Annotated in this window: 32 protein-coding genes; 18 read left to right on the top strand and 14 right to left on the bottom strand. The window is 65.6% G+C overall.

What is annotated here, in order from left to right; genetic code table 11:
• Positions 1 to 207 precede the first annotated feature (207 nt).
• On the top strand, positions 208 to 1,017 hold the full coding sequence (locus P3H15_RS18825) for an alpha/beta fold hydrolase (RefSeq protein ID WP_276138635.1): 810 nt from the start codon (positions 208 to 210) through the stop codon (positions 1,015 to 1,017).
• A 156-nt stretch (positions 1,018 to 1,173) separates the two neighbouring features.
• Here P3H15_RS18825 and P3H15_RS18830 read toward each other — a convergent pair whose 3' ends face one another.
• Complete coding sequence (locus P3H15_RS18830; RefSeq protein ID WP_276138636.1) at positions 1,174 to 2,433, bottom strand: aromatic acid/H+ symport family MFS transporter; 1,260 nt, start codon at positions 2,431 to 2,433, stop codon at positions 1,174 to 1,176.
• A 113-nt stretch (positions 2,434 to 2,546) separates the two neighbouring features.
• Between P3H15_RS18830 and P3H15_RS18835 the strand changes: the two genes are divergently transcribed.
• The 8 genes from P3H15_RS18835 (at position 2,547) to P3H15_RS18870 (ending at position 10,601) form a co-directional block, all read left to right on the top strand.
• On the top strand, positions 2,547 to 4,271 hold the full coding sequence (locus P3H15_RS18835) for an AMP-binding protein (RefSeq protein WP_276138637.1): 1,725 nt from the start codon (positions 2,547 to 2,549) through the stop codon (positions 4,269 to 4,271).
• Between the two features lie 12 nt (positions 4,272 to 4,283).
• Positions 4,284 to 5,828, top strand: a complete 1,545-nt coding sequence (locus tag P3H15_RS18840) for an FAD-dependent monooxygenase (protein ID WP_276138638.1) — start codon at positions 4,284 to 4,286, stop codon at positions 5,826 to 5,828.
• Positions 5,829 to 5,947: 119 nt separating this feature from the next.
• The gene (locus P3H15_RS18845; protein WP_276138639.1) at positions 5,948 to 6,586 is read left to right on the top strand and encodes a TetR/AcrR family transcriptional regulator; all 639 of its coding nucleotides are present in this window, start codon (positions 5,948 to 5,950) and stop codon (positions 6,584 to 6,586) included.
• Between the two features lie 140 nt (positions 6,587 to 6,726).
• Complete coding sequence (locus tag P3H15_RS18850; RefSeq protein WP_276138640.1) at positions 6,727 to 7,500, top strand: maleate cis-trans isomerase; 774 nt, start codon at positions 6,727 to 6,729, stop codon at positions 7,498 to 7,500.
• A gap of 33 nt (positions 7,501 to 7,533) precedes the next feature.
• A complete protein-coding gene (locus P3H15_RS18855; protein WP_276138641.1) occupies positions 7,534 to 8,199 on the top strand; it encodes a VOC family protein in 666 nt (221 codons plus the stop codon).
• Positions 8,196 to 8,441 (top strand): hypothetical protein, encoded by a 246-nt coding sequence (locus P3H15_RS18860; RefSeq protein WP_276138642.1) that lies wholly within the window; start codon positions 8,196 to 8,198, stop codon positions 8,439 to 8,441. Before P3H15_RS18855 ends, P3H15_RS18860 begins: the two co-directional genes overlap by 4 nt.
• Positions 8,438 to 9,679 carry an alpha/beta hydrolase gene (locus tag P3H15_RS18865; RefSeq protein ID WP_276138643.1) on the top strand — a complete coding sequence of 414 codons (1,242 nt, stop codon included), beginning with the start codon at positions 8,438 to 8,440 and terminating at the stop codon, positions 9,677 to 9,679. The genes P3H15_RS18860 and P3H15_RS18865 overlap by 4 nt, the downstream gene beginning before the upstream one ends.
• 55 nt (positions 9,680 to 9,734) lie before the next feature.
• Positions 9,735 to 10,601, top strand: coding sequence for an alpha/beta hydrolase (locus tag P3H15_RS18870; RefSeq protein WP_276138644.1), 867 nt, complete (start codon positions 9,735 to 9,737; stop codon positions 10,599 to 10,601).
• A 27-nt stretch (positions 10,602 to 10,628) separates the two neighbouring features.
• On the opposite strand, the gene P3H15_RS18875 is transcribed toward P3H15_RS18870, so the two are convergent.
• Positions 10,629 to 11,663 (bottom strand): Gfo/Idh/MocA family protein, encoded by a 1,035-nt coding sequence (locus tag P3H15_RS18875; protein WP_276138645.1) that lies wholly within the window; start codon positions 11,661 to 11,663, stop codon positions 10,629 to 10,631.
• Positions 11,664 to 11,791: 128 nt separating this feature from the next.
• On the opposite strand from P3H15_RS18875, the gene P3H15_RS18880 reads away from it, so the two are divergent.
• Both P3H15_RS18880 and P3H15_RS18885 read left to right on the top strand, forming a co-directional pair.
• On the top strand, positions 11,792 to 12,379 hold the full coding sequence (locus tag P3H15_RS18880) for a hypothetical protein (protein ID WP_276138646.1): 588 nt from the start codon (positions 11,792 to 11,794) through the stop codon (positions 12,377 to 12,379).
• A complete protein-coding gene (locus P3H15_RS18885) occupies positions 12,376 to 12,897 on the top strand; it encodes a hypothetical protein (RefSeq protein ID WP_276138647.1) in 522 nt (173 codons plus the stop codon). Before P3H15_RS18880 ends, P3H15_RS18885 begins: the two co-directional genes overlap by 4 nt.
• Positions 12,898 to 12,940: 43 nt before the next feature.
• Here P3H15_RS18885 and P3H15_RS18890 read toward each other — a convergent pair whose 3' ends face one another.
• Positions 12,941 to 13,933: a LacI family DNA-binding transcriptional regulator gene (locus P3H15_RS18890; protein WP_276138648.1), complete on the bottom strand. Its 993-nt coding sequence runs from the start codon at positions 13,931 to 13,933 to the stop codon at positions 12,941 to 12,943.
• A 136-nt stretch (positions 13,934 to 14,069) separates the two neighbouring features.
• On the opposite strand from P3H15_RS18890, the gene P3H15_RS18895 reads away from it, so the two are divergent.
• The 4 genes from P3H15_RS18895 (at position 14,070) to P3H15_RS18910 (ending at position 17,723) form a co-directional block, all read left to right on the top strand.
• Complete coding sequence (locus P3H15_RS18895; RefSeq protein ID WP_276138649.1) at positions 14,070 to 14,294, top strand: hypothetical protein; 225 nt, start codon at positions 14,070 to 14,072, stop codon at positions 14,292 to 14,294.
• Positions 14,291 to 15,844: a sodium:solute symporter family protein gene (locus tag P3H15_RS18900; RefSeq protein WP_276138650.1), complete on the top strand. Its 1,554-nt coding sequence runs from the start codon at positions 14,291 to 14,293 to the stop codon at positions 15,842 to 15,844. The genes P3H15_RS18895 and P3H15_RS18900 overlap by 4 nt, the downstream gene beginning before the upstream one ends.
• Positions 15,845 to 15,857: 13 nt before the next feature.
• Positions 15,858 to 16,859, top strand: a complete 1,002-nt coding sequence (locus tag P3H15_RS18905) for a nitrilase-related carbon-nitrogen hydrolase (RefSeq protein ID WP_276138651.1) — start codon at positions 15,858 to 15,860, stop codon at positions 16,857 to 16,859.
• 273 nt (positions 16,860 to 17,132) lie between these two features.
• Positions 17,133 to 17,723 carry a class I SAM-dependent methyltransferase gene (locus tag P3H15_RS18910; RefSeq protein WP_276138652.1) on the top strand — a complete coding sequence of 197 codons (591 nt, stop codon included), beginning with the start codon at positions 17,133 to 17,135 and terminating at the stop codon, positions 17,721 to 17,723.
• 21 nt (positions 17,724 to 17,744) lie between these two features.
• Here the strand turns inward: P3H15_RS18910 and P3H15_RS18915 are convergent, their stop codons facing one another.
• Entirely contained in the window at positions 17,745 to 18,065 is a 321-nt protein-coding gene (locus tag P3H15_RS18915) for a hypothetical protein (protein WP_072943458.1), read from the bottom strand.
• 239 nt (positions 18,066 to 18,304) lie between these two features.
• On the opposite strand from P3H15_RS18915, the gene P3H15_RS18920 reads away from it, so the two are divergent.
• The 3 genes from P3H15_RS18920 (at position 18,305) to P3H15_RS18930 (ending at position 20,352) form a co-directional block, all read left to right on the top strand.
• Entirely contained in the window at positions 18,305 to 19,012 is a 708-nt protein-coding gene (locus P3H15_RS18920) for an SDR family oxidoreductase (protein ID WP_276138653.1), read from the top strand.
• Positions 19,009 to 20,067, top strand: a complete 1,059-nt coding sequence (locus P3H15_RS18925) for an S-adenosylmethionine:tRNA ribosyltransferase-isomerase (RefSeq protein ID WP_276138654.1) — start codon at positions 19,009 to 19,011, stop codon at positions 20,065 to 20,067. The genes P3H15_RS18920 and P3H15_RS18925 overlap by 4 nt, the downstream gene beginning before the upstream one ends.
• 90 nt (positions 20,068 to 20,157) lie before the next feature.
• Positions 20,158 to 20,352 (top strand): CsbD family protein, encoded by a 195-nt coding sequence (locus tag P3H15_RS18930; protein WP_276138655.1) that lies wholly within the window; start codon positions 20,158 to 20,160, stop codon positions 20,350 to 20,352.
• Positions 20,353 to 20,393: 41 nt separating this feature from the next.
• Here P3H15_RS18930 and P3H15_RS18935 read toward each other — a convergent pair whose 3' ends face one another.
• From P3H15_RS18935 to P3H15_RS18980, 10 genes are read right to left on the bottom strand one after another with little or no spacing between them, the layout of a single operon-like run.
• Entirely contained in the window at positions 20,394 to 20,726 is a 333-nt protein-coding gene (locus P3H15_RS18935) for a gas vesicle protein K (RefSeq protein WP_276138656.1), read from the bottom strand.
• Positions 20,719 to 20,928: a gas vesicle protein gene (locus tag P3H15_RS18940; RefSeq protein WP_276138657.1), complete on the bottom strand. Its 210-nt coding sequence runs from the start codon at positions 20,926 to 20,928 to the stop codon at positions 20,719 to 20,721. The genes P3H15_RS18935 and P3H15_RS18940 overlap by 8 nt, the downstream gene beginning before the upstream one ends.
• A 3-nt stretch (positions 20,929 to 20,931) precedes the next feature.
• Positions 20,932 to 21,711 (bottom strand): GvpL/GvpF family gas vesicle protein, encoded by a 780-nt coding sequence (locus P3H15_RS18945; protein WP_276138658.1) that lies wholly within the window; start codon positions 21,709 to 21,711, stop codon positions 20,932 to 20,934.
• Positions 21,698 to 22,105, bottom strand: coding sequence for a gas vesicle protein (locus P3H15_RS18950; RefSeq protein WP_276138659.1), 408 nt, complete (start codon positions 22,103 to 22,105; stop codon positions 21,698 to 21,700). Before P3H15_RS18950 ends, P3H15_RS18945 begins: the two co-directional genes overlap by 14 nt.
• The gene (locus P3H15_RS18955; RefSeq protein WP_276138660.1) at positions 22,102 to 22,392 is read right to left on the bottom strand and encodes a gas vesicle protein; all 291 of its coding nucleotides are present in this window, start codon (positions 22,390 to 22,392) and stop codon (positions 22,102 to 22,104) included. Before P3H15_RS18955 ends, P3H15_RS18950 begins: the two co-directional genes overlap by 4 nt.
• A 6-nt stretch (positions 22,393 to 22,398) precedes the next feature.
• On the bottom strand, positions 22,399 to 22,650 hold the full coding sequence (locus tag P3H15_RS18960; protein ID WP_276138661.1) for a gas vesicle protein GvpG: 252 nt from the start codon (positions 22,648 to 22,650) through the stop codon (positions 22,399 to 22,401).
• A gap of 3 nt (positions 22,651 to 22,653) precedes the next feature.
• The gene (locus tag P3H15_RS18965) at positions 22,654 to 23,442 is read right to left on the bottom strand and encodes a GvpL/GvpF family gas vesicle protein (protein WP_276138662.1); all 789 of its coding nucleotides are present in this window, start codon (positions 23,440 to 23,442) and stop codon (positions 22,654 to 22,656) included.
• Positions 23,442 to 23,852 carry a gas vesicle protein GvpJ gene (gene gvpJ, locus P3H15_RS18970; protein ID WP_276138663.1) on the bottom strand — a complete coding sequence of 137 codons (411 nt, stop codon included), beginning with the start codon at positions 23,850 to 23,852 and terminating at the stop codon, positions 23,442 to 23,444. Before gvpJ ends, P3H15_RS18965 begins: the two co-directional genes overlap by 1 nt.
• Complete coding sequence (locus P3H15_RS18975) at positions 23,849 to 24,994, bottom strand: SRPBCC family protein (protein ID WP_276138664.1); 1,146 nt, start codon at positions 24,992 to 24,994, stop codon at positions 23,849 to 23,851. The genes gvpJ and P3H15_RS18975 overlap by 4 nt, the downstream gene beginning before the upstream one ends.
• Before the next feature lie 5 nt (positions 24,995 to 24,999).
• On the bottom strand, positions 25,000 to 25,713 hold the full coding sequence (locus P3H15_RS18980) for a hypothetical protein (RefSeq protein WP_276138665.1): 714 nt from the start codon (positions 25,711 to 25,713) through the stop codon (positions 25,000 to 25,002).

The raw sequence follows: 25,713 nt of genomic DNA on the forward strand, positions 1-25,713 counted from the left end.
AATGGTGTCCGTGAGGGCCCGAAACGTTACACCCGGCGATCCACGAATTCTGCCAACGTGGCCCTCCCACAAAGCCGAGCTGAGCTCCACACCGGAATGCTTGTGCCATGGAGAAGTTCTCCATGGATTGCTCCCTCACGCTGTACTACCGTCGCACTGACGCAGGCGGACACCGTGCCACCTGGCAGGAGGGCGACGGGAGAAAAGGTGCCATCCATCGAATCCGGCGAAGCTCGAATCGACTACACCGTGCACGGTGACGGCGGCCGGTCCTCGTCGAACGTGATCTTGCTGGCAGGGTTCAAAGCGCCCGCCACCTCGTGGCGCTATCAGATCCCGTCGCTGATCCGGGCCGGCCACCGCGTCGTCGCCGTGGATCTGCCGGGCCACGGGACTGCTCCGGCCATGCCGCACGGAACGACGATGCAGACACGGGCCGACCACGTGCACGCGCTCCTCGACGAACTCGACCTCCGGGATGCGGCGATGATCGGGGGCTCGATGGGCGGGAACACGATCTGGTCGTATGTCGACACGTACGGCACGGGGCGGCTTCGCGCCGCGGTCGTGGTCGACCAGACACCGAGGATGCTCAACACACCGGACTGGGAATACGGGTTCTACGGTTACGGCGGGGACGAGGTGGACACGTTCTTCGAGGACGGAATTCCCTCGACCGGCCACGGCACCCCGATCTGGAAGCGCGGGATGCGGCTGGTCCGTTTCATCGCCGCGATGGGCCGCGTCGACTGGAAACTGTCGCAACCGGAACTCGCCTTGTTGAACGACCACGCGAAACGCGATTGGCGTCCGGCGATCCGCTCGAGCGACCTTCCGGTGCTATTCGTCGCCGGTTCCGAGAGCGAATTCTGGCCGTCGGCACACGCGGAGGCGGCCGCGGCACTGTCGCCGAAGGGGGCGTCGATCGTTGTCCCGCGTGCGGGACACGCAACGAACCTGGAGCGACCGGATCCGGTCAACACGGCTGTCGCCGAATTCCTCTCTTCGGCACGCTGAGCCGAGGTCCTCGAGTGGGACGAGAGTGGGCGGGGCCCCGGACCGAAGACCTGCACCGGTGCCGGTCGGGCAGCGAGGCCGTCAGATGTGCACCCGGTCAGGGCGGTGGGTCCGACGGCAGCACCGGTCAGGGCCAGTGCGTGCCGCCGGGAAGGGTCAACTGACTCGCTCGGTACCCGGGTGAGGAGCGAGCGACGTCTCGGTGTGCCTGACGGTGCGGTGCGGGACGAACAGGCAGGCGAGTCCGCCGATGAGGGCGATGGCGCCGAAGATCGTGAAGACCCATCCGAAGGGCACGTGAGCGGACAACAGAATTCCGCCGAGCAATGGGCCGGTGACAGCGCCCAGTCGCCCGAAGCCGGTCGTGACTCCCAGTGCTGTGGCACGGATGCGAGCGGGGTAGTGCGTAGCAACGAATCCGAAGAGCACGATTTGTGTGCCGATCGATCCCGCACCTGCGAGGAGGACCACGAAGTACATCAGCAGCGGGGGAGGCGCTATCGCCATGCCGCCGATCGCGATGGTGGCCAGGAGGAAGGCGGATGCTGCCACCGGCCGACTGCCGTATCGGTCTGCCAGTGTCGATCCGCTGACGCCGCCGATGATGGCGCCGGTGTTGAGGAGCACCTGGAATGTCAGAGCGGAGCCGAGGCTGTAGCCGGCTTCGTGCATCAGTTCGGGCAGCCAGGTGTTGAGACCGAAGACGAGTAGGAAGCCGACGAAGTTCGCCAGACCGAAGAGGAGGACGCCCGAAAGGGCGGGTGCTGCGAACAGTTCACGCAGGGGGGCTGTTCGGGTTTGCTCAGTGTGTGCGGGAGTGGGTGTGGCGTGTGGTGTGGTCTCGGGGATCACTCGCCAGGCGAACGGCAGGACCAGTACGAGTGCGAGTGCACCCATCGCCCAGAGGCCGCGGAATCCGATCACGTCCTGCAGGTTGAGTGCGGCGAGAGCGGCGAGAACACCGCCGACCGGTAGGCCGGACAACATCAGTGCGTTCAGACGGTTGCGTTCGGAGTCGCGGGCAACCTCGACAACGAGTGCGATCGCCACCGGAGCGATGCCGCCGAAGCCGAGTCCGGCGATGAATCGGAACAGTCCCAACAGTTCTGGGGTGGGGGCCGCGGCGACGGCAAGCATGGCCGCGGAGTACCACGCCAGGCATGTGAGGAAGAGACGTCGTCGGCCGAATCGGTCGGTGAGTGTGCCGGCTGTGATGGCGCCGAGGAACATTCCGAGCAATGCGCAGCTGCCGATGGCCCCGGCCTGGGTTCGTGACAGTGACCACGGTTCGTACGCGAGCAGGGCGGGGATGGTTGATCCGTAGACGATCAGGTCGTATCCATCGAAGATGATCGCGGCGAAGCACACCGCGACAACGGGATAGCGCCGGGCCGTGATTGATGTGGGGGAGGGCATGCAGTCTCCATGGGAGTGAGGTGGGTAACACGATTGTCCATGTTTCGATATCAGTGTCAATAGTCAGACACTGGTATTGACTATTCGACACTATCGTCGATATTGTGACATTTATGTTTGAAGAAGAATCCGATTCGGCCCCTGTCGCACCCCGGTTCGCGGAGGAAGGGTTCACGCCTTTCCCTACGCACGTTGTCGAGGAGTACCGCCGCCGCGGCCTCTGGGGCGGGCGGTCGTTGCCGGCCGAGCTGGCTGACGCGGCCCATGACCATGCCCATCGTGTGGCGCTCGTTACTCCCGAGGTCCGGTTGACCTACCGCGAACTCTTCAATATGGCAAAGCAATTCGGTTCCGGGCTTCGGGCAGGTACCGAACTGTGCGCCGGCGATGCGGTGATGTTCCAGATGGGGAACGTCGCCGAAACCGTGGTGGCGTATCTCGGGTGTCTCGTCGCGGGGGTACGCCCGGTGTGCACGTTGCCGCAGCACGGCGAGCGCGAGGTCACCTTGCTCGCCGATCATGTCGGCGCCAAGGCGCTGTTCATCCAGGCAGATTTCGGACGCGGTGAAACCCTCGCCACTGCCCGCTCTCTGCTCGATCGCGGCGCGGTCGACACCGTCGTCGTTGCGCGCGGGGAACCTGCGCCGGGCACTGTTTCGTTCGAGGAGATCATGCGGATCGGTGTCGCGGCGCCCGTCCCGGATGCGGTCGACCCGCATCAGATCGCGGTCTTCCAGTTGTCCGGCGGTACGACCGGCTTGCCCAAGGTCGCACCACGCCTGCACGAGGAGTACGTCTACAACTCCAAGGCGTGGGCCACAACACTCGGGTGGTCGCCGGAGACCACATTGCTCTATCCGCTTCCGCTTCTGCACAATGCCGGCATTGCGCTCGCCCTCCAGCCCGCTCTGTTGTCCGGTGCCTCGATCATTCTGGCGCCGAATGCTCGTATCGACCTTCTTCTCGACCTCATCGAGAGTGAGCGTCCGACGACGCTGCCCCTGGTGCCGCCCGCGCTGGCCATTCGTCTACTGGAGGAACCGCGGAGTCGTGCCGCCGACCTGTCCAGCATCCGCGACTTCATCGTCGGCGGGCAACGGTTGCCGGTCGAGATCGCCGAACGGTTGCGGGACGAGTTGGGTATCTCGGTTCGGCAGATGTTCGGCATGGCCGAAGGGATGTTCCTGATCACCCCGGATCATGGCAGCGAAGCTCTCCGGTTCCACACCGTCGGTCATCCGATCTCGCCCGCCGACGAGATTCGCATCCTCGAGGTCGGTGGCACCAGCGAGGTGCCATCCGGCGAAGTCGGCGAGTTCTGCGCCCGAGGGCCCTACACGATCCGCGGTTACTACCGCGCCGCCCAGCACAACACCGACGCCTTCACCGAGGACGGGTTCTACCGCACAGGTGACCTCGCCCGTGCACAGCAGGTCGACGGAATGACTGTGTACTCCATCGAAGGGCGCATCAAGGACGTCATCAACCGAGGCGCGGAGAAGATCCACGCCGAGGAGGTCGAAGAGCTGATCCTGCGCCACCCGGACGTCACCAACGCCGCGCTCGTCGCGATGCCCGACGATGTACTCGGGGAGCGTGCCTGCGTCTACCTGATCCTCGAGGAGAACGCTTCGGAGTTGACGGTCCGGGCGCTGGGGGAGTTTCTCCTCGGGCAGGGACTGGCGAAATACAAGCTTCCCGAACGGGTGGAGACGCTGGACCAATTCCCGCTGTCCAACGTCGGAAAGGTATCGAAGAAAGCACTGCGGGAACACATTTCGAATGCATTGCTCGCCGAACGAGAAAACCGCGATTCGTCCGCAGTCGGCGCACGCTAGAGGAGAACCAACATGTCTCATCGCACCATCGACGTCATCGGAGGCGGGCCGGCAGGGCTGGCCGCCGCCCGTTTGATCAAGCTGGCCGATCCCTCGTCCCGTGTGACCGTGCACGAGCGGTCGGACTCGAGCACGTCGACGTTCGGCTTCGGTGTGAGCCTGACCGAGTCGACGATGCGCAATCTCTCGGCAGTAGACCCGCAGACCGCCGAGCGAATTCGCCAGGTCAGCTATGCCGGACATTCGCTGACCCTGCGTGGTGACGACCGGGACGTGCAACTGCACGGGGCACGAAATCTCGCCATCGGCAGGGCCGCGCTGCTGGAGGTACTCACCGAGGCTGCCGCCGACATCGGGGTCGACATACGCATGGGATCACGAGTGGACGTGTCCGATACCGACGCCGACGTCGTCGTCGCCGCCGATGGTGCCCGCAGTGCCGTGCGTGACAAACTCGCTGCGGAACTCGGCGTCCACGTCTCCTATGGAAGTCTGCACTATATGTGGTGCGGAGCCGATTTCGCCGTCGACACCGCCTACTTCGCGGCCCGATCCCTCGATGATGCACTGTTCGTCACCCACGCCTACCCGTATGCGGACGGGCGCAGCACGTTCCTCATCGAGGCCGACGAACAGACCTGGAAGTCGGCACGGCTGGCGGACAACGAAACCGGCTTGGCGCCGGGTGAGACCGACGAGGTCAGTGTGCGGATGCTGGAGCAGGCGTTCTCCGCCGACCTGCATGGCCGGAAACTTCTCACGAACCGGACGCGGTGGGCACGGTTTCCCACGGTCCGCCTGGACCGGTGGTCGCACGGCAACGTCGTGGTCCTCGGGGACGCCGCACACACCGCTCACTACACGATCGGCTCCGGCACGAAACTCGCCCTCGAAGACGCGATCGCGCTTGCCCGTTCGCTCGCCGATACCCGCGACGTCACCGAAGCATTCACGCGCTACGAGGCCGCACGACGACCGGTGGTGGACCGGTTCAAACACCTCGCCGCGCGCAGTCAGGGATGGTGGTCGAGCTACCGCAACCGCCACGACCAGCTACCCGAACGGGTCGCGCTGTCCTACATGACCCGCGCCGGCAACCTTTCGGTCGCTGACTACGCCACTGCCCACCCCGAGATCGTGCAGGCGGCCCTACGTCACCTCGGTGATGCGCCCGTCACCGACCCGGCCACCCTCGACGATTGGATCCTGTCCCGTCCGCTCGACCATGCTGCGTTGACGCTCGCCAGGCGGGAGATCGACCCGGACGCGATTCGCGACGATGCCCGCGTACGCCACCTGACCTGGACCGACACCGACGTCTGGGGAGATCGCGCTGACGAGTTTGTGGCTGAGCTCGAGTCCCGTTCCGCCCAGACCGTCGTAATGCTGGAGGGGCCCGACGATGCCCCGTCCATCGGTGCGCGCATCGACATGGCCGAACGGCTGCGATGGCACACCGCATCCGCGGTCGTCGTGACCTTACCTTCGGTTGCTCGGCCGGAGGGCGCCGCCGCGGTCGCTGCCGGCAGATGCGACGCCGTGGTGCTCGTCCGATGAGCAACGACACAACGAACCGATCGGCGGCAGGCGGTACCCTCAGGCGTCGATACACTGCAAGCATGCCGGCGAAGCAACGAACCAATGGGACGAGAAGTACACGGCGCCGCGAACTGATCGTGTCCGAACTGCTCGATACAGCAACGGAGTTGTTCGCAGTCAAAGGCTACGAGGCAACGAGCCTGCAGGACATCGCCGATGCGATGGATGTGTCGCGGTCCGCGCTGTACCACTACCTGCACACCAAGGACGATCTCCTCTCCATGCTCGTCGAGCAGGTCTCCCGCAGTTTGGCCGTGGTTTTCGAAGAGCTTCGCGCGCGGCCCGATCTGTCGCCGTTGGAGAAGGTGCGTAACCTGACCGAGTTGCTCGTGCGGCAGCGTGCCGAGCATCCGAGCCAATTCCGCATTCTGGATCGCTCCGAAACGGTATTACCCGAGCCGGCTGGTACCGAGCACCTCGAGGCCAAACGCCGCATCGTCCGCGAACTGGTCAACATTATCGAGGAGGGGGTGAAACTCGGGCAGTTCCGACCCATCGACGCCCGCACCGCCGCATTCAGCTTGCTGGGAATGTGCAACTGGGTGGCGTGGTGGTTCCGTCCCCAAGACGCCTCCGACATCGAATCGGTGGTGGCCACGATCACCCAGTTGGCGCAGGACATGCTGCGAGGACCTCGAGAGGAAGCCGAGGTCGGATCGCTCGGTCTCCTCAACGAGATTCGTGAACGCTTGGACAGGCTCGAACCCCGTCTCTGACGACTTCCACGAACGAAGGCCCGGTACCCGTCGGTACCGGGCCTTCCCTTTTGGTGTTCGACGATAGTGACGGTAAAACGACATCACTGTTGACAAAGCGATGCCAGTGTCGAACAATTGTCATTGTTGTCGATTCGCTCATGAGGAGCACCATGAACCCTTCACCCGCTCGCATCGGACTCGTAGTCCCCAGCTCGAACATCACCGTCGAAACCGAGATGCCCCGACTTCTCGGGCGTCACCCCGACCGCTCCTTTTCCTTCCACGCCAGTCGCATGCGCATGCACACGGTCTCACCGGAACAGTTGCGCGCGATGAACGCACAACGTGAACGGTGCGTTCTGGAACTCGGTGACGCCGGAGTCGATGTTCTGCTGTACGCGTGCCTCGTGGCGATCATGGCCACCGGGCCGGGCGAGCACCGCAGCGTTGAACTGTCGGTCGCCGAACAGCTGGCCGCCGGCGGGGCCCGAGCCAAGGTGCTCTCGAGCGCCGGAGCCTTGGTGACTGCCCTCGAATCCATCGGGGCACGTCGCATCGCCCTCGTCACCCCGTACATGCGCCCACTGGCAGAGCAGGTTGTGCGCTATCTCGAAGAGGAAAACTTCGAAGTGGCCGACTGGCGAGCTCTCGAGGTGGCCGACAATGCCGACGTCGGATGCATTCGCGGTGAGCGCGTGATGGACGCGGCCCGCAGCCTCGATCTGGACGGCGTCGACGCACTCGTCCTGTCCGCGTGTGTGCAGATGCCGTCTTTGGATCTCATCCAAGCTGCCGAGGACGAGTTCGGCCTCCCGGTCCTGTCCGCCGCCACCGCCGGTGCCTACAACATCCTGCGCGCCGTCGGTGCCCGCGTCGACATCCCCGATGCCGGTTCGTTGCTACGCGCCGATGCGACAGTCCCCACCCACTGATTCGCAGTTCTCGACACCAAGGGAGAACCACCAATGACCACATCACACACCAAACCGGTCCACCGCGTCCGCGGCGTCGATCATGCCGCGTTCCCCACCTTCGACCCCGTGGGCACCGTGGCCTTCTACCGGGACGTTCTACGTTTTCCGGTGGTCCACTCGATCTGCGCGGCGGGATGGGGCCCCGAACAGCACCCCGACTTCATCCACTTCTTCTTCGATATCGGCAACGATGACCGGATTGCATTCTTCTACTACTTCGGACTCGAGCCGATCGGTGATCAGGACGCCCCCGGTGACTCGTGGGCGCGATTCGCTCCCGGTACACCGGAGTTCTTCCGCAACTCCCGCCACCTGGCGATCCACGTGGACAGCGAGGAGGATCTCCTCGAATACCGGCGCCGCCTCGACGAATCACAGTGGCCCGTCGAAATGCAGGTCGTTCACGAAACAATCGAATCGATCTACACCCACGACCCCAACGGCTACATGCTCGAGATCACCCGTGCACTGCGTCCGGTCACCGCCCAGGAGGACCTCGATGCAGAACTGACCATCCAGGCTCTGTGCGACATCGCCTCCGGCGAAGATCCCTCCATGGACCAACTCCTCACCCGTAAAGCGGAACTCATCGTCGAGCGTGCAGCACGCTGGGAAGAGGAGCGCCGCACCGAAAACGAGGAGGTGGTGTCGCGATGAGCCGAATCTACGTCCTCGGAGTTCCGGAGAACGACGGCGTCATCGACGTCGCAACACAGGATCCGGCAATCACAGTCGACACGGTGGGACCCTACTTCCGCATCACCGCCGATCAGGACATCGTCATCGACCGGCGAGCCACCGGATGCCGCCACGCCGTCTGGTACAGCTCCGTAGCAGGCCTGGAAAACTCGCGCATCGCTCAACACGACAAAGACGCACTGCGAGTTGTTCAGCGATGAGTACCACCGAACGGATCGGCGCCGGCCGCTACCTCTCGGCGGCCGCGACCCCGGCCAACACCACTGTCGGTGTGCACGAACTGACCACCACCGACGGCGCTACCGTCTCCGGTGTGCTCCGGACCGTGCCCGGTGCTGCAACAGTCGCCTTCCTCATGCATCCGCGTCAGGACTTCACCCACCACGTGCTCGTTTCCGAGTTCCTCGCTCGCGGATGCGCGGTGTGGACGCAGGGTGCTCGCACCATGGGCAACGATCTGACGCTGCTGCACGAGCAGGCGCTGCTGGATATGGCGGCCGGTCACGTCTTTCTGCGACAACACGGATTCGACGCCGTCGTCGCGGTCGGTCACTCCGGCGGCGGCACCCTGGCCGCCTACTACATCGAACAAGCGTCCCTGGCACCGTCCGCGCGATTCGCCAACACCCCCGGCGGCAGGACGGTTCCCCTGCCCGAGGCAGACATGCCGGAACCCGACGCTGCGGTGTTCATGGCCCCGCATCCCGGCCAGGGCACGTTGCTGATGCGCATGATCGATCCCTCTGTCGTCGACGAGTCCGATCCACTCTCGGTGGACCCGACTCTCGATCCGTTCAACTCGGACAACGGATTCGTTCAGGCACCCGAATCCAGCACCTACACAAGTGAATTCATAGACCGATACCGGGCAGCCCAGCGGGTACGCATCGCCCGAATCGACGATATCGCCCACGCACGAGTCCATGCCGCTGCCTGTGCACGCCAACGGCACAAGCAGACCGGTGATCCGGCAGCACGCCGGAAAGCTCTGGCGTCGGGCGTGCTCACGGTCCATCGCACCGATGCCGACCTGCGGTGCATGGACCTCGCTCTCGACCCCAACGACCGACCGTACGGATCGCTGTTCGGGTCGCGACCTGACTTGACGAATTACGGTGTCGTCGGCTTCGGGCGGGTGACCACCCCCGAAGCGTGGCTGTCCACCTGGTCGGGACTGAGCACTCGAGCGGATTTCCTCCGCTGCGCCCCGGCTGTCCGAATTCCCTCCCTGCTGATCGAACTGACCGGTGATCAGGCGTGCTTTCCTGTCGATGCGCGAGCCATGGCATCGGCGCTGGGCGGCGCGGACGTCACCCATGTGCGAGTGCGGGGCAAACACTTCGGAGCCGGGTTGACCACCGGCGAGCCCACCGGCGCATCCCTAGCCGGGGAGCGCATCGGTCACTGGTTGCACGAACGCTACGACACCCGACATTGATTCGCTTTGCACGATTCTCGACCTGCTGTCCCCACCTCACTCAGAAGGCGCTGCCATGACCACACCGATCCACGTCACCGGAATGTCAGTCGATACCGACGCGCTGCAATTGTCGGGTCGGATCGCTCGACCGTGCACTGCCAGCCGCGGTCTCGTGCTCGCACTACACGGCGGCACCTACGACTCGGGGTACTACGACCTCGGACCCGACTCCCTGCTCGAGCTCGGCGCACTCCTCGGCTACACCGTCGTCGCGCTCGACCGCCCCGGCTACGGGCGCACAACGGACTGCGACCGGGAACTCCTGTCGTTCTCCGCTCAAACGCAGATACTTGCCGCTGCCGTTGACAAGGTAGCCGACGACCTGGCACTGACCGACCGCGTCGTCCTGGTCGGGCATTCCATCGGTGGGATGCTCGCGCTGCGTGTGGCCTCGGAAACCACCACAGCGTTGCAGGGTGTCGAGGTCAGCGGGATGGGTAGCCTGTGGCAGCCCGGGTTGCGCGAAATGTGGGCATCGATGATCAGTGATGCACCGGACCTCGTGCTACCTGCACAGGACCACGCACACGTCATGTTCGGCCCGGCCGACACCTACGCCGACGCACAAGTCGAGCGCAATGCACAGCTCCTGCGTCCACTGCCCACGCCCGAGCTCGTCGACGTGGTGCAGTGGTCGACTGCCCTGCCCTCAGCCGCCGCGAAAATCACAGTGCCCGTGAGTCTTACCCTGGCCGAACACGACAACATCTGGCAATCCAGTGCCGAAGCCCGCGCCGCGCTGGCGGGGCAATTCACGTCTGCGCCGACGGTACGGACAGACCTGTTTCCGCACGCGGGTCACTCGATCGAACTGCACCATGGGGCACGTGCGTACGTACTGCGGCAGTTGGCTTTCGTGGAGGAGTGCCTCGCCCCGTAATCATGGTCGAGCGGCGGTAGTCGCCCGTCAGTCGACGGGCGGCACGGCGACCGTGCGGCCGGTCTCGGCGGCCTCACGTGCCGCCGCCAGCACCGCGATGGTGCCGAGTGCGGTGCGCGCCGGAACCGGCTGCGGGCCGGTGCCGGCCACTGCCGCCGCGAACTCGGTGTAATAGTCCTGATACGCACCCCGCTGCGACGGGATCGTTTCCGGTCCTTGCGCCGTGTGCAGGACACCCCACCGTTCCGGTCGTTCGAGACCCCACCCGGTCGGATCGTCGACGGGCCGACTCCCCGCGAACAGCGCCTGCGCCTGAACGTCCGTGCCGTCCGCCACATAGCTGCCGGCACTGCCGAACGCGCGCAGCCGCCGCCCCTCGAGATGGTTGACCTTGGTCGACGAGACGGTCGAATAGACGCCGCTGCGGTGGGTGATGTTGACGACGAAGCCGGCGTCGGTGCGTCCCTCCGGCCGGTCGACGTAATCGAGATGTGCGTCCACCCGCTCGGCCGGGCCGAGCAACCACAGCATCTGGTCGACGACATGTGCGCCGATGTCCCGCAACAGCCCACCGGTCGGGCCCGCTTCGAGGGTGTCGGCACCGTCCAGATCGAAATGCGACTCGACACGCCAGATGTCGCCGAGCCGCGGCAACACCGACTTCAGCGTGCGGATATCGGCGTCGTAGCGACGGTTGTGAAAAACGCTGAGCAGCACCCCGGCTTCGTCGCCGGCGGCGATCAACTCGCAGGCCGTCGCGACATCCGGTGCGAACGGCTTGTCCGCGACCACGTGCACACCCCGCCTGACCGCCTCGAGCACGAGTTCGCGTCGCGTCTGCGGTGGAGTGGTGATGGTGACGGCATCGACGCCGGAATCGATGAGCTCGCCCAGGCTCGGGAACACCGGCACTCCGGGGAAGTCGGCGGCAGCCTGGGCGATGCGGTCGGGGGATCGGGTCACGATGCCGCCCAGTGTGATTCCCTCCGCCGCCTCGATGAACGGCGCGTGGAAATACCGGCCACCCAGGCCGTACCCGGCAATTCCAATCTTTACGGTCATGCAGTCAGTCTATGTTAAGACATTCGAACAATCCACCGGTGTGCACGGACGCAAGGGTCCGCAGTGGTGGCGCCGTTTTCGAATGAGCCATCGGGGTACACGGTCGAGGGACGAGGAGGTCTGAGGAAATGCCTGTTTGGGGATGGATCTTGATCGCGGTGCTCGTCGTGATCGCGGTGCTGGCGATCATCGCGTCCCGCTCGATCAGCAGTCGCAAGAGGACGGAACGGCTGAAAGGGCGGTTCGGCCCCGAATACGAGCGGACGGTCGGAGAGGTGGGCGACCAAGGCGCTGCCGAGAAGGAGCTCGCCGCCCGCGAACGAAAGCGGGAGAAGCTCGACATCGTCCCGCTGCCACCCGAGGCGCGCGCGAAGTACACCGATTCCTGGCGGACGGTTCAGATCGAGTTCGTCGACAACCCGTCGAGCGCGGTCGCCGCTGCGGACCGGCTCGTGATACACGTCATGCGCGAACGTGGGTACCCGATCGACGACTTCGATCAGCGCGCGGCCGACATTTCGGTAGACCACCCGAAGGTCGTCGAGAACTACCGCACGGCGCACGGCATCTATCTCGCGCAAGAGCAGGGCGACATCGGTACGGAGCAACAGCGGGAGGCGTTCGTGCACTACCGCGAACTTTTCGAGAAGTTGCTCGAGACGGATGAGAGCAAAGACGAGCCGAACAAGGACGAGTCGAAGGAGACGCGCGCATGACAACCCCAGACCGGCGACCCGAGGGCACCAGCCCGGCCGGGAGCGGCGAAACGTCCACCGAGAACCCCGCCTCGGCGGTCGAGGGAGCCGGTTCACCCACCGGAACAACCGAATCTGCCCCCGAGGTTGCCGCCGCGCCGGCCGAGGGTGCCCAGCGGCCGGCGGAGGTCCCGGACTCGGCGGGCGAGGCTCGACCCGCGTCGGCCGAGGGGGCTCGACCGTCCGCACAGGACGCCGACACACCGGTCGGGCAGACACTGTTCGCCGAGGATGAACTTTCGGTACTTCGCTTGCGCTGGGACGAGGTTCAGTCGGGCTTCGTCGACGATCCCCGAGAGTGCGTGCAGAAGGCGGACGGTCTCGTGTCGGACGTCGTCGACCGGATCACGACCGGGTTCTCGGAGGCGCGCTCGCGGCTCGAGGAGCAGTGGGCCCGAGGTGAAGAGGGCTCGACGGAGGACCTACGTCTTGCGCTGAAGCGCTATCGCGAGTTCTTCCAGCGATTGCTCGAGCTCTGAGCGAAGAGTTCGAGGGCAAGTGAGTGGGGAGGGCCTGATCCCGTTACTGCACAGACGAGGGAGACGTGCGTGAGAGGTTCGCCGAATGATATCGGTGTAGCGGCGCGGCCGGCAGTGAGGTGGACAGCTCGACGAGGAGGTCCATGGCCTCTCGACCGAAACTGCGAGGAGCAAGATCCACTGCGAATATCTGCGAACTTCCCAACTCGCTGACCGGGTCGCCTGCAAGGGATGCCACCCGAAAACCGTTCTCGCTGTCGGTGTCGGGCGCCTTCCCCAGCGAGTGCAGCATCGGCACGGCGCGAGCTGCCAATCCTTGCGGTCCGAAAACAATTGCGTCGACTTCACATTCGCCGACCAACCTCTCGAGAACGGCGAACAACTCGGCCTCGCTCGGGTCGGCCGGCAAACTGAACGCATGGGGCTCGAAGCCCTCTCGCCGGCACCACTGTTCGAAGCTGCGCGCCGAGTCCGCTGCCCACCTGGGGCCGTGGAACGACTCCAGGCCGACATACCCTGGACGCCGCGTTCCCGTTGACTCGAGTTGCCCAAGAACGAAATCGACGACCGCGGCATGGTCGATCTCGATCGTTCCCTGCGGCTCCGTGGGCAGTGGGCCGCTTCGCCCGGCAAAAACTATCGGGATCGATGCGCTGAGCATTCTCTCGACCACCGGATCCTCGTCCAGGGCATCGATGACGACCGCGCCGTCGACCTGAAAATGTTCGGACGTTCGCGTGTGCAGTGTGAGATCTCGCCCCACCGCCGCCGCCGCGTCCGCCGCCCCAAAAGCGAAATGCATGTAGAAGGACAACCCTCGAACCTCGGACGGGATATACAACCCGAAAGCCCCGGTGCTTCGCCGACGCAGAGACCGGGCTGCCCGATTCGACACGTACCCCATCGATTGCGCGGCCGTCATCACCCGCTGGCGAGTCGCCTCCGACACCCGCCCCGATCCGACCAATGCATCGGACACCGTCGTCTTCGACAGGCCGAGTTCGCGAGCCAGATCGACGATCGTCACTGTGGGCATGCCCCGATCCTACCGACCCAGCGATTCGGGAAACCTCGGTAACAGTCTTGACATGTGACATGGGTTACGAGCACGATTGTTGCGTGCCGGAACGTTCCGGCATCCGCCTTCGGCGGCTCTACCTCGGAGTTTGCACATGACACATTCGACCCGCTCGCCCGCGAGTAGGTGGCGTTCCCCTGTCATCGCGGGGCTGCTGATGCTCGATCTGGCCGTCGGCCTGGCACCGCCGCTGCACTGGCTTGCCGGCAACGGCACCGCCTTTCTGTCGATGGGGTACTTCCTCGCAGCCGGTGTGTTCATCACCCTGAGCCTGCTCGTAATGTCCGCCCTCGACTCGGACTCCGGTGATCGTCGATGAACATGCTCGTCGGATATGGCAGCGTCGCCGTCTTCTTCCTGATCGTCGTTGCCGCGTTGGAGCTGACCAAGCGGAAAGACGCGACGTTCAGCGAATACGCGACGGCAGGACGCTCGTTCGGATCGTTCTTCGGAACGATGGCGTTCCTCAACACCTGGCTGCCCGGAACGATGTTCATCTCGTTTGCAGGTCTCGCGGCGGGCGCGGGGGTCATCGGCTTCTATTCACTGATCTATTCGCTGCTCGCCGTCGTGCTGATGTTCTTCCTCGCCAAACCCGTACACGATTGGGGCAAGCGGTACGACCTGAGAACTCAGGCAGATCTCCTCGGCGCCCGTTACAACTCACGAGCCGTGCGGGTGGTCGCAGCGCTGATCGGCATCGCGGCATCCTTCCCGTGGATCGTTCTGGGGATGCAATCGCTGGCACTGGTGTTCCAGTACCTGTCGTTCGGGCGAATCGGCGGAGCGACCGCCGTTCTGATCGGCATCGTGGTGATCGGGCTGCGGCAGATCTGGACGATCCGATTCGGCATGCGCGGTGTGATCATCAGCGACATGGTGCAGGGAATCGTCGCCTACTTCGTCGGCACCCTCGTCATTCTCGGCCTGCTCACCTGGCTGGTCAGTAATGGCCACGGATTCGGTGACGTCGACCCGACCCACTTCGAGTTGCCCGGTCCGGGGAGCGCCTTGGGGCCTTTGTACCTTTCGTCGCTGATACTGACCGGTGCGCTCGGAGGGTGGTGCTGGCCCGACATCTTTGTTCGACTCTTCACTGCGAGAAGCGCCGCGACGATCAAACGTTCGGCGGTACAGGCGGCGCCGGTCCTGCTGATCTTCGGGGCGGCACTGACCCTGATGGCGATCGCAGCGTCCAGTGTCCCCGGTGTCGCGGAGGCACCCGACGATGTATGGTTCATCGCCGCCGGTGTCGGCGGCACCGGCTTGATCACCGTCGCCGGCATTTGCGTGGTCGCGGCCACCATGGGCAATGTCGGCGCCAACCTCCAGGCGCTCGGCACCCAGACCGCGAACGATATCATCGGTGTCGCCAAGGGGGTTCGGGTCACCGATCCGAGGATCGGTCGCATCGCGGTGGGGGTGCTGACGCTGTCGGCTGCCCTCGGCGCTTCCGCCACCGTCGGTATCTCCTCCGGACTGATCACCCTCGCTCTCATCTCGTACCAGGGCATCTGCCAACTCGCCCCGACCCTGTTCCTGGGCATCTTCTGGAGGAAAGGCACTGCAGCCGCGGCAGTCTCCGCGATGTCGAGTGGCTTCGCAACGGCAGCCGTGCTGCAGTGGCTCTACCCGGTGTCGATCCCATGGCTCGGGGGCCTGACCTCCGGCGTCGCAGCCTTGGCCGTCAACGCTGCCGTCTATGTCGCGGTGACTTACTCGGCGCCGATGAACGATACCGAACGCAACCGAGTCGGCCAGCTGTTCGACCGATTGAGCGAATCGAAGGCCGATCCCGACCCCGAGAGCCGGTCAAGCCCCGACACCGAATCCGATTCCGACACCACCCGTCAGTACACCCACCAGTAGAAGGCAACGCCCGATGAGACACCCCCTCGCAACGAACCCACGGTCGGTGACCGTGGCGGCCACCCAGTTCGCCTGCACCTGGGACCCGCACACGAACCTCGAGACGGCCGAACGACTCGTACGCCACGCAGCCGCCTCGGGTGCTCAGATCGTAGCCCTCCCTGAGCTGTTCGAAACGCCGTACTTCTGCCAGACCCTCGGAGACGAGTACTTCGCCCTCGCTGTGCCCATCGACGAGAATCCGGCCGTCGAACTGTGCCGTCACCTCGCCCACGAACTGCAGATCGTCCTCCCTGTGAGCACATTCGAACGTGACGGCCAGAAGTACTTCAACAGCGTCACCATCATCGATGCCGACGGCAGGAAGCTCGGAACATACCGGAAAACTCATATACCGGAAGGTCCCGGATATCACGAGAAGTTCTACTTCAATCCCGGCGACACCGGCCTGTCGGTGTGGCGCACGCGTTACGCCACCATCGGCGTCGGCATCTGCTGGGATCAGTGGTTCGTCGAATCGGCACGGATCATGGCGTTGCAGGGCGCAGAGATCCTGCTCTTCCCCACGGCAATCGGATCGAGTCCCATCGCCGACGACGGTCACGGTGAACACGCCACGGAACCGGGAGACCTGCAGGACACTGCTCTGCGACACGCCCATTGGCAGAACGTGCAACGCGGACACGCTGCCGCGAACATGATGCCCGTAGTGGCCGCGAATCGGGTTGGCTGCGAAAGCCAGGGTTCCACGCACATCGACTTCTTCGGACAATCCTTCATGACAAATCAACGGGGAGAAGTCGTCGAGGAACTCAGCGGCGATGGCGAGGGCGTCATCCTTCACGAATACGATTTGGAGCAGCTGCGCACTCAACGAGCGAGTTGGGGCCTGTTCCGCGACCGCCGCCCGAATGCTTACGCAGACCTGACGGCTGGATCTCACCCTTCACCGAACAACTCGAGTTCAGATCATCGTCAGGGGGGTCGTCGGACCGTATCGGTGGGTACTTTCTGACCCAGACGCCGAAGGTGCGGTTCGTTCATCCCTTCGCGCACGGCCCGCACCCGAACCTCCGGGTGCGGGCCGTGACCTTGTGTGGAATGTGACGGCGTGCGACGGTGGCGAATGAGAGGATCCGCGTGCACGAGGAACGGCCGAGTTTCACCGGATTGCCGTGCCACGACGGGTTGGCGCGATCGGGTTGAGGAAGGGGCGGTGGTGTCGGAGCAATCAGGACCTCCCACCGACGATCCGTTCGGCGGTCGGGAACCGACCAGTCACGAGCGGATGACGGGGCTGCCATGGGATGCGTCGTACCACGAGGGCCGTGCGCCCTGGGATATCGACGGGCCCCAGCCGGCGATCGTGCGGGTGGCATCCAAGGGCGGATTCGCCGGAGCGGTCCTCGACGCGGGCTGCGGAACCGGCGAAAACGCACTTCACGTCGCCGCGCTGGGACTGTCGGTTGTGGGCGTGGATGTGGCCGAGACGGCGCTGGCGATCGCCCGGGCGAAGGCCGAGGATCGTCGGATCGAGATAGAGTTCGCCGCGGCCGACGCACTCCGGCTGGAGACGCTGGGACGCCGGTTCGTGACAGTGCTGGACTGCGGACTGTTCCACACCTTCGACGCCGGCGAGCGGCCGGGCTACGCGGCGAGCCTGGCCTCGGTGACCGAACCCGACGGGATCCTGTATGTGCTGTGCTTCAGTGATGACGGACCCGATACCGGCCCGCACCCCGTCAGCCGGGAGGAGTTGAGAGCAGCATTCAACCCCGGAGCCGGATGGACCATCACAGCCATCCAACCGGACCGGATTCACACGCGATTCCACGTCGACGGCGCACCGGCCTGGCTCGCGACCGTCACGCGGATCTAGATATCGAGTGCGGGCGCGCCGTTACTCGGCGTTGCCGGTCGGGAAGTAGACCGACCCGTCGCTACCGACGCAGCCGCCCTGGACGGGGCCGGGTCCGAAATAGGCGCCGTTGACCGAACCGGCGCTACCGGACGAATTCGATCCGACTCCGGCTCCCGCGACGCCGACTGCCCCACAGGTGTAGCTGTTCGAGTCGCCCGGCTCGCTCTCCACCTGAACCTGGGTGCCGGGAGTCGTCGGATCCCCGTGCAGGTTCGGTGCTGCGGCCGCGATACCGGGTGCGGCGAAGGCGGCGAATGCAGCGGCCGCTGCGATCGCCGAGCGCACTGCGACTGTGTTCATGCGAAGTCACTCTCGATTCTGTCGGCGCCCGGGTTCGGCTCGCAGGCTTCCGCGCGGGTCGTGGCACGTGGCGCATTCGTCTCACGGTAGGGACTCATTATCGTCCGATCGACCTCGGAATCCCACCCCTCGGTGCGGGCGCCCTGCCCGGACGCCCCCGCAGGACAGCGGCCCTTGACATGAAGTGGACTTCAGGTTTCAAGATGGTGCCAGATGTCACTGGAGGCAAGGAGTCCGCGATGAACGGCACCAGAACGGCGCTGATCACTGGGGGATCGGCAGGATTGGGACGGGCGAGCGCACTCGCACTCGCGGAGCGCGGCTGGGAGGTGATCGTCACCGGAAGGCGGGTCGAACCGCTCGATCGGGTCGCCTCGCGGGGGAGCACCATCACCGCCGTCCCCGGTGATGTGACGGATCCGCGGCATCGCGAGTGTATCGCCGAAGCGATCGAGGCGCAGGGACGACTGGACCTGCTCCTCAACAACGCGAGCGCGCTCGGCCCCAGCCCCATGCCCGCCCTGACCCGGTACCCGGAGGCCGCACTGGCCCAGGTCTTCACGACGAACGTGCTGGCCCCGCTCGCGCTGATCGGCGCGCTGATCGGGCACATACGGGCCGCGGACGGCACCGTGATCAACATTTCGTCGGACGCTGCGGTCGAGGCCTATGCGGGCTGGGGTGGCTACGGGGCGGCGAAGGCGGCGCTCGACCACGCCACCGCGGTACTGGCGGTCGAGGAGCCCGATCTCGCGATCTACGCGTTCGATCCCGGCGACATGCGCACCGCGATGCACCAGGCGGCGTTCCCCGGCGAGGACATCTCGGATCGGCCCGAGCCGGAGACCGTGGTCCCGGCCCTGCTGAGGCTGCTCGAGACGAGACCGCCCAGCGGCCGGTACCGTGCATCCGACTTCGCGGCCGCGAACACCGGAGTGTCGTCGTGACCCGGGCGGGCAGCGACTCCGTGACCGAGTTCCGGTTCGTCCTGCCACAGCGGTTGGAGGCGAGCGGCCCGCCGGAGGAGCGGGGCCTGCTGCGGGACTCGGTGAAGCTGCTTGTGTCCGACCGGGGCGAATTGGTACACAGCACATTTCACGACCTGCCCCGCTTTCTCCGGCCAGGCGACGTGGTAGTGGTGAACGCGTCGGCGACGCTGGCCGCGGCAATGGACGGCACCGTCGACACGGTGGGACCGGTGGTCGTGCACTTCTCCACCGAACTCGACGGCGGCGACTGGGCGGTCGAGGTGCGAGCGCCGGGCCCGGTATCCGGAGCCCTCGATTCGGTCGTGGCGGGAACGCGGATCAGGCTGTCGCGCGGCGCCGTTGCGACACTCCAGGAGCCCTGGCCCCGTCGTTCGACCCGGCTGTGGCGGGCCTCGGTCGACGGCGTCACGGACGTGGCCGCGGAACTGCTCGCAACCGCGGGCCGTCCGATCACGTACGCATACGTCCACGAGCGCTGGCCCCTGTCCTACTACCAGACGATCTTCGGCCGCACCGGTGGGAGCGCCGAGATGGCCAGCGCCGCGAGGCCGTTCACGCATCCGATCGTCACCGATCTCGCGACCGCGGGGGTGGTGACAGCGCCGATCCTGTTGCACACGGGTGTGTCCTCGCCCGAGCGCGGGGAGCCGCCGATCCCCGAGCGGTACGAGGTGCCGAAGCACACGGCGCGGCTGATCAATGATCGTCGCGCGGCGGGCGGGCGCGTGATCGCGGTCGGCACCACGGTGACCAGGGCTCTCGAGACCCGGGCAACGCCGGACGGGCTGGCGGTGGCGGGCGGGGGCTGGACGAACCTGGTGCTGAGCGCGGCGCGGCCGGCCCGCGTGGTGGACGGGCTGATCACGGGCTGGCATGCGCCCGGCGCTTCCCACCTGATGTTGCTCGAATCGGTGGTGGGGGCGGCGGCCGTCCGACGCGCCTACGACGAGGCACTCGCGCGCGGATACCTGTGGCACGAATTCGGGGACAGTGCGCTGTTGCTGCGGCGGTGACCGCACGACCGGATAGGACGCCGTGCGCTTCGTGATTGAAATCGGTGGCGCAGGGCAATCGGGAGGGACCGCAGAGGACAGGACGGCGTCATGAACATGGGAAAGAAGATCCGGCACAAGGTCGAAACCGCCGAGGGCGCCGCCAAGAAGGCGGTCGGCAGGGCCACCGGCAACGCCCACCTCGAAGCAGAGGGCAGCAAAGAGCAGGCCAGGGGCAACGCCAAGCAGATGGGAGACAAGGTCAAGGACGCCGGAAAGAAGATCAAGAACGCGCTCAAACACTGATCGCTCGAGCATCGATATCGACGACGCTTCGCGAGTCCGGCCTATTCGTTCGACAGCAGCGGCCCCAGCGGCCCGAGATCGATGTTCAGGTCCTCGGGTGTGAGATCGAAATGATCACGCAACTCCGCCATGCGTTCCTCGAGCAGCATGAGCGTCGTCCCGATGCGTTCGATCTGGTCGTCGCTGAGATCGCCGTGCTCGACTCGGCGCAGCGCCTGCCGTTCCATCAACTGCCGCAGTAGCTCCACGATCGTCAGGACGAGGGTGACCAGGCCCTTCTCCACGGATTCGGGATCGGCGTCGATCCGCTGCGGCAGTACCCGGCGCCCGATGTCGCTCGGAGCATCCGAATCCACGGGCTCGCCCTCAGCCATCGGCGGAACCCTGTTCGGCCGGATCCGGGACGAGTGCGCTCACCGACGCGATGAGCGTGCGCAGGGAGATGCGGACCATGTCGACGTCGGCGAGCGACAGCGTGATCTCACCGGTGATGACGACACCGCCGCCCAGCACCCGATCGAGTAGATCGACGAGTGCGATACGGCGGGTGTCGTCGGTGGGGACCATCTCGCTCATGGCTCACCCGTCGATTCCGGCGAACGAATACGGAGGCCAAGGTCCGGTCAATTCCAATGTGATGCCCGGACGTTCGGTGTCGAGTGCCGTGACGAGTGCCGCGAAACCCTCGACGCGATCATTGTCGACGAGGTAGGTGCCGTTGAAGATCATCCAGGCTCGCTTGCCGGTGAGAACCGGGTCGGTGACCTGCCGGCGTACCCCGTCGACGGCCCGGTCCAGGAGCGCGGTGTGAATTTCTCCCGCGTGGCCGGCCGCTGTGCGTTCGACGTCCTGTTGCGCGCTCAACTCCGCACGGCGGCGCAGTAGATACGCGGTTCCCTTTCCGGCCGCACCCGTCGGGGGCGGCTCCTCCTTCACGCCCTGCGACAGTAGCTTCGCGTCTCCGTATCCCTTGACGCCCCATTCGCTCCGACCGGTCACCCGGCGTAACGTCGCACCGAACTCCTCATGACGTTCGGTGAGGAGGCGGCGGACGCGCTCGTCGTCGAGGTAGAGGGTCGCCAATCGCAACGGAACGGTGGGGCCGTTGCGCAACACGGCCGCCACCACGGCGTCGTGTGCTCTCGCGGTTGCGGCCAGCCAGTCGAGGTCCTCGAGTTTGCGTTGCAGAGGTTCCTGCCCGAATTCACCGAGGCTCACCGTCCCCACCACCGCAACCAGACCCGACGACGTCACCGCCCGGACCTGCTCGCCTGCCACGCCGGTGACCCCGGCGAGTTGCGCATCGCCGATATTGTCGGTGGTGATGCTGTAGAGCCAGACACCGTCATCCGCTGTCATCGTCGCGCTCCTGACGCCTCGCCTCCACCTCGACCGTGTCGGCGGCCTCGACCGCGGGGCGAACCGACCTGTCGGACTCGAGTTCGGCTATCCGCTCCCGCAACCTCCGGTTCTCGAGTTCGATGTCGCTGCTCTTTCCGGTCAGCCAGGGGTCGTGCTCCCACCAGTTGATCCCCACCTCCTTCGCGGTTTCCAGTGAGGCGATCACCAGTCGCACCTTGATGGTCAGCAGTTCGATGTCGAGCAGGTTGACCTGGATGTCGCCGGCGATCACGAGACCCTTGTCGAGTACCCGCTCGAGGATCTCGCCGAGATTCGTCGACTGGTGCCCACCGCCGAATCCTCCGCCCGAACTCTGCGGAAGGTTGCTCGTACCGCCGCCGGCGACGGTCATGACTGAGCGCTCCCGCTGTCACCGACACCGCGGATGTAGCGGCGGGTTCTGCGGTAGGACAACAGTTCTCCATCCAAGTCCAGAACCACCTCGTACAACGCGAGCATGTCCGTCGACGACGGGATCCGCCGATCCTCGACCACCTCCACCTCCACCGTCCAGCCGTCGTCGGTGGGCATCACCGATGTGGCACTGAGCGGTTTCTTGCCGGTCAACTTCGCGATGTCACGCGTTGCGATCTCGGCGATCTCCGGCGCCGGCAACGGAGGCGGCTCCTCTTCTGCCATCGCCGATCACTCCTTCTCCGGACTGCTGGGCCGTGCCGTTCCGGTCATGCGGTCGAGGATGGCCTGCTGAGCCTGCTCCTCCTCCTCGGCGGAGATCTCGCCGGCCGCACGGGCGTCCTCCAACTCCTCGAGCGCGCGGCGCGCGCTCGCGGGGTTGTGGAGTTCCTCCTCGACCTGTCGCTGGATCAACTCGGCCAGCGAGATCACCCCACGAACAGGGGCGAGCGGCAGCCCGGCGATGAACGACAGCAGGCCCATCGGTCAGCCCTCCGGCTTCTGCGTCACCACGAAGTCGTAGGCGGCGAGAGGTCCGAGCAGGCGCATCTCGACGCGGCCGTCCCACTGTTCGGCCAGGTCTCCGACTGCCTTCTCGAGTTCGTCCTGCCGGGCGACCTCGACGAGAACGGCTACCTGCGCGGCCTCCTCCTCATGCGTCGGTTCCCGCACGTTGACCGAATCGGACAGCGACTCGAGCGCCTCGACCACCGTGCGCGTGTCCTCGTTCCGCTTGGCCTCGATGCCGTTGCTGACGATCTCGCCCAGCGCCATCCGGGCGTCGCGGGTGGCCTCCTCGGGCTGATCACGGATCGCCTCGACCAGTTCGCCCGCTTGCCGGTTTTCCTCGATGATCTCCCGGAGGATCGCTTCCTCGACGTACCGCCCCTTCACGACGTACTGCGCTCGACCCTCGAGTTCCTTCAACGCTGCCGCGAACTCGTCGGCGTGTGCTTCGAGCAGCTCCTTCTCGACGGCGTCCTCATCGGTCATGACCGCCCCGAAGCGAAGCGGAAGTACCGGCGCCACGCTCGACGTACCGTCCAGCAGGTGCGCGTGCGCCTGGAGGTCCTCGGGTTTTCCGAGCGGTCGGTCGACCGAGATCTCGCTGACGAGCGCCGCGATGTCGCCGTGTGTGACGACGGCGACCGGTCCGTCACACACGCCGACCGCGTCCTCTTCGGCTTCCACATCCGCAGGCACGATGCCGTACACGTAGACACCGCTGGTCCGCGGCTCCTCGGGTGCGTCGTTGGACTTTTCTGACGTAGACATCACTTGTCCCCTCGACTGGACTTGCGCGAAACCCGCTCGCGCTCAGGTTCTTCCTGCCCGCCGCCGAGGATGTCGCCGAGTTTGTCACCCGCGGCCTCGAGCGCACCCTTGGTTTTCGATTTGGCGCCACCCTCGGTGACGTCGCCGACCAGGTCCGTCAGACCCTTCGGCTCGCCACTGCCGATCTCGAGCCGGTTCACGGCCTCCGCGAACCGCAGATAGGTGTCGACACTGGCGACGACGACGCGCGCGTCGATGGTCAGCAGTTCGATACCGACCAGTGACACCCGCACGTAGGCATCGATGACCAGGCCCTTGTCGAGAATGGTGTCGATGACGTCGGCGAGGCTACTGGAGCTGGGGCCGCCGCTGACTCCGCCGCCGCCTCCCGCTGGTTGTATTGCCGTCATTGCCGCGCTCCTTGCCGTGACCCGGCAGATCTCTTGGCGGCAGTCTTACGCGGGCGGCCCCGCCTCTTCGGGGCTGCCTTGTCTTCGGCGGTCGAGGCGGTCTTGCGTGGGCGACCTCGACGTGCCCGCGGGGGTGCTTCCTCTTCCTCTTCCTCTTCGGACTCGTCTTCGTCGGTTTCCTCGGGCTCTTCCCGTTCCGACTCGTCCTGCTCGGGCTCCTCGTCGTCGGCTTCGTCGGCTTCGTCGGCTTCGTCGGTTTCGTCGAGCTCGTCCGACTCGTCCGGCTGAGCCTCTTGCTCGTCGGGCTCGACCACCTCGCCGTCCCGGATCTCCCCGCGCCAGCCCACCACCTCGTCGGGATGGAGAACGGACTGCGTCATGACGTGGCGGCCAAAGTGCTTCAACTCCAGTCGCGCTCGTCGTCCCTGCGCGCGCCAGATGTTGCCAGTCCTCTCGAACAGACCCTTGGGGTGATACTCGAGGATGAGGACGATGCGGGTGAGATCGGGAGTCACCTCGTGGAACGTCACCGCACCGTCGACGTAGCCCTTCGCACCCTTCGAGTGCCACACGATCCGCTCATCGGGAACCTGTTCGATGATCGACGCTTCCCATGTGCGGTGCGACAGGAACACCTGCGCCTTCCACTCGAGCTTCTCGTCCGCTTCCTGTTCCACCCGTTCGACCTTCTTCATGAAGGAGGGAAAGTCGGCGAACTGGGTCCACTGGTTGTAGGCGAGCTGGACCGGGACCCCGACATCGAGCGTTTCGACGATGTTGGTCAACTTGAGTTTCTTGCCTTTGCTGCCGCCACCACCGGTGACGGCCTCCTTGACGTCGGAGGCGGTGTCCTTGACCATCTGCTTGGCGCCCTGCCAGCCACCGCTCACCGCCGACTTGATCGGTGATTCACCCTCGGCCAGCTTCTCGGAACCGGTCACGGCGGCGAGCAGCCCGCCGCCGCCACCCTCGGCGTAATCGGTGAGCCTGCCGGACGCGTTCTGCACCTTGTCGGAGACCGACGTGAGTGCCTTCTCCGTCACCGTGCCGACCAGCTTCTGCAGTGCCTCCTGCAACACACCCGACGACCCGCCCCCGTCTCCCGGTGCGGCTTCTCGCAATTTGTTCGCGGCGTTCGCCATCGTGCTCACCGTCCGCCGCGCCGGACGGGCGCGGAATCAGTCGTGGCTTTGGCCCGCGTCCGGCGGCCACGGGCCGGGGCTTCCTCGTCGTCCTCGTCGGATTTCGCGCTGCGCGACCTGCTCGACGGCCGGGAGCTGCCGTTGTTGCTGGACGCGCGGCGACGCGCGGCGGGTCGCTTGCGTGGAGCGGGTTCCTCCTCGTCGGCGGGTTCCTCCTCGTCGGGTTCGGGCTCCTCGTAGTCCTCGTCCTCTTCGGCGTACTGTTCGTCCGGCTCCTCGTCGACTTCGGATTCGTCGTACTCCTCGTCCTTGGACCGTCCGCGTCGCTTGCGGCCGAGTTTTCCGAGACTGCTGAGTTTGCCGACCGAGTTACCGACACCACCCACGGTGTCGTCGACTGTGTCGCCCACGTCGCTGACGGCTTCGCCGCCGCCGGACAGAATCCGGTTGTTGAGCTGGTTGATGCGCTGACTTGCTGCGGTGACCGCCGCGGCCTTCGCCGCGCTGACCAGCTCTTGTCGAACCGAATCGCTGATCTTGGCGAATTCGGGGGAGTTCGCGAGCACCTTCGTGCCGCGTTCCAACAAGTCGCGTGGCCCGCCGGGGAAGCGTCCGGTCGCACCCGCAGCCGCCAGCATCAGTGCCATTTTCATCCTGTGTGTTCGGCCCAGCATGTACCCCGCGCCGACGGCCAACGCCACCTGACCTTTGGTTTTCAT

Source organism: Rhodococcus sp. T2V, from assembly GCF_029269925.1.
GTDB classification, from domain to species: domain Bacteria; phylum Actinomycetota; class Actinomycetes; order Mycobacteriales; family Mycobacteriaceae; genus Rhodococcus_F; species Rhodococcus_F koreensis.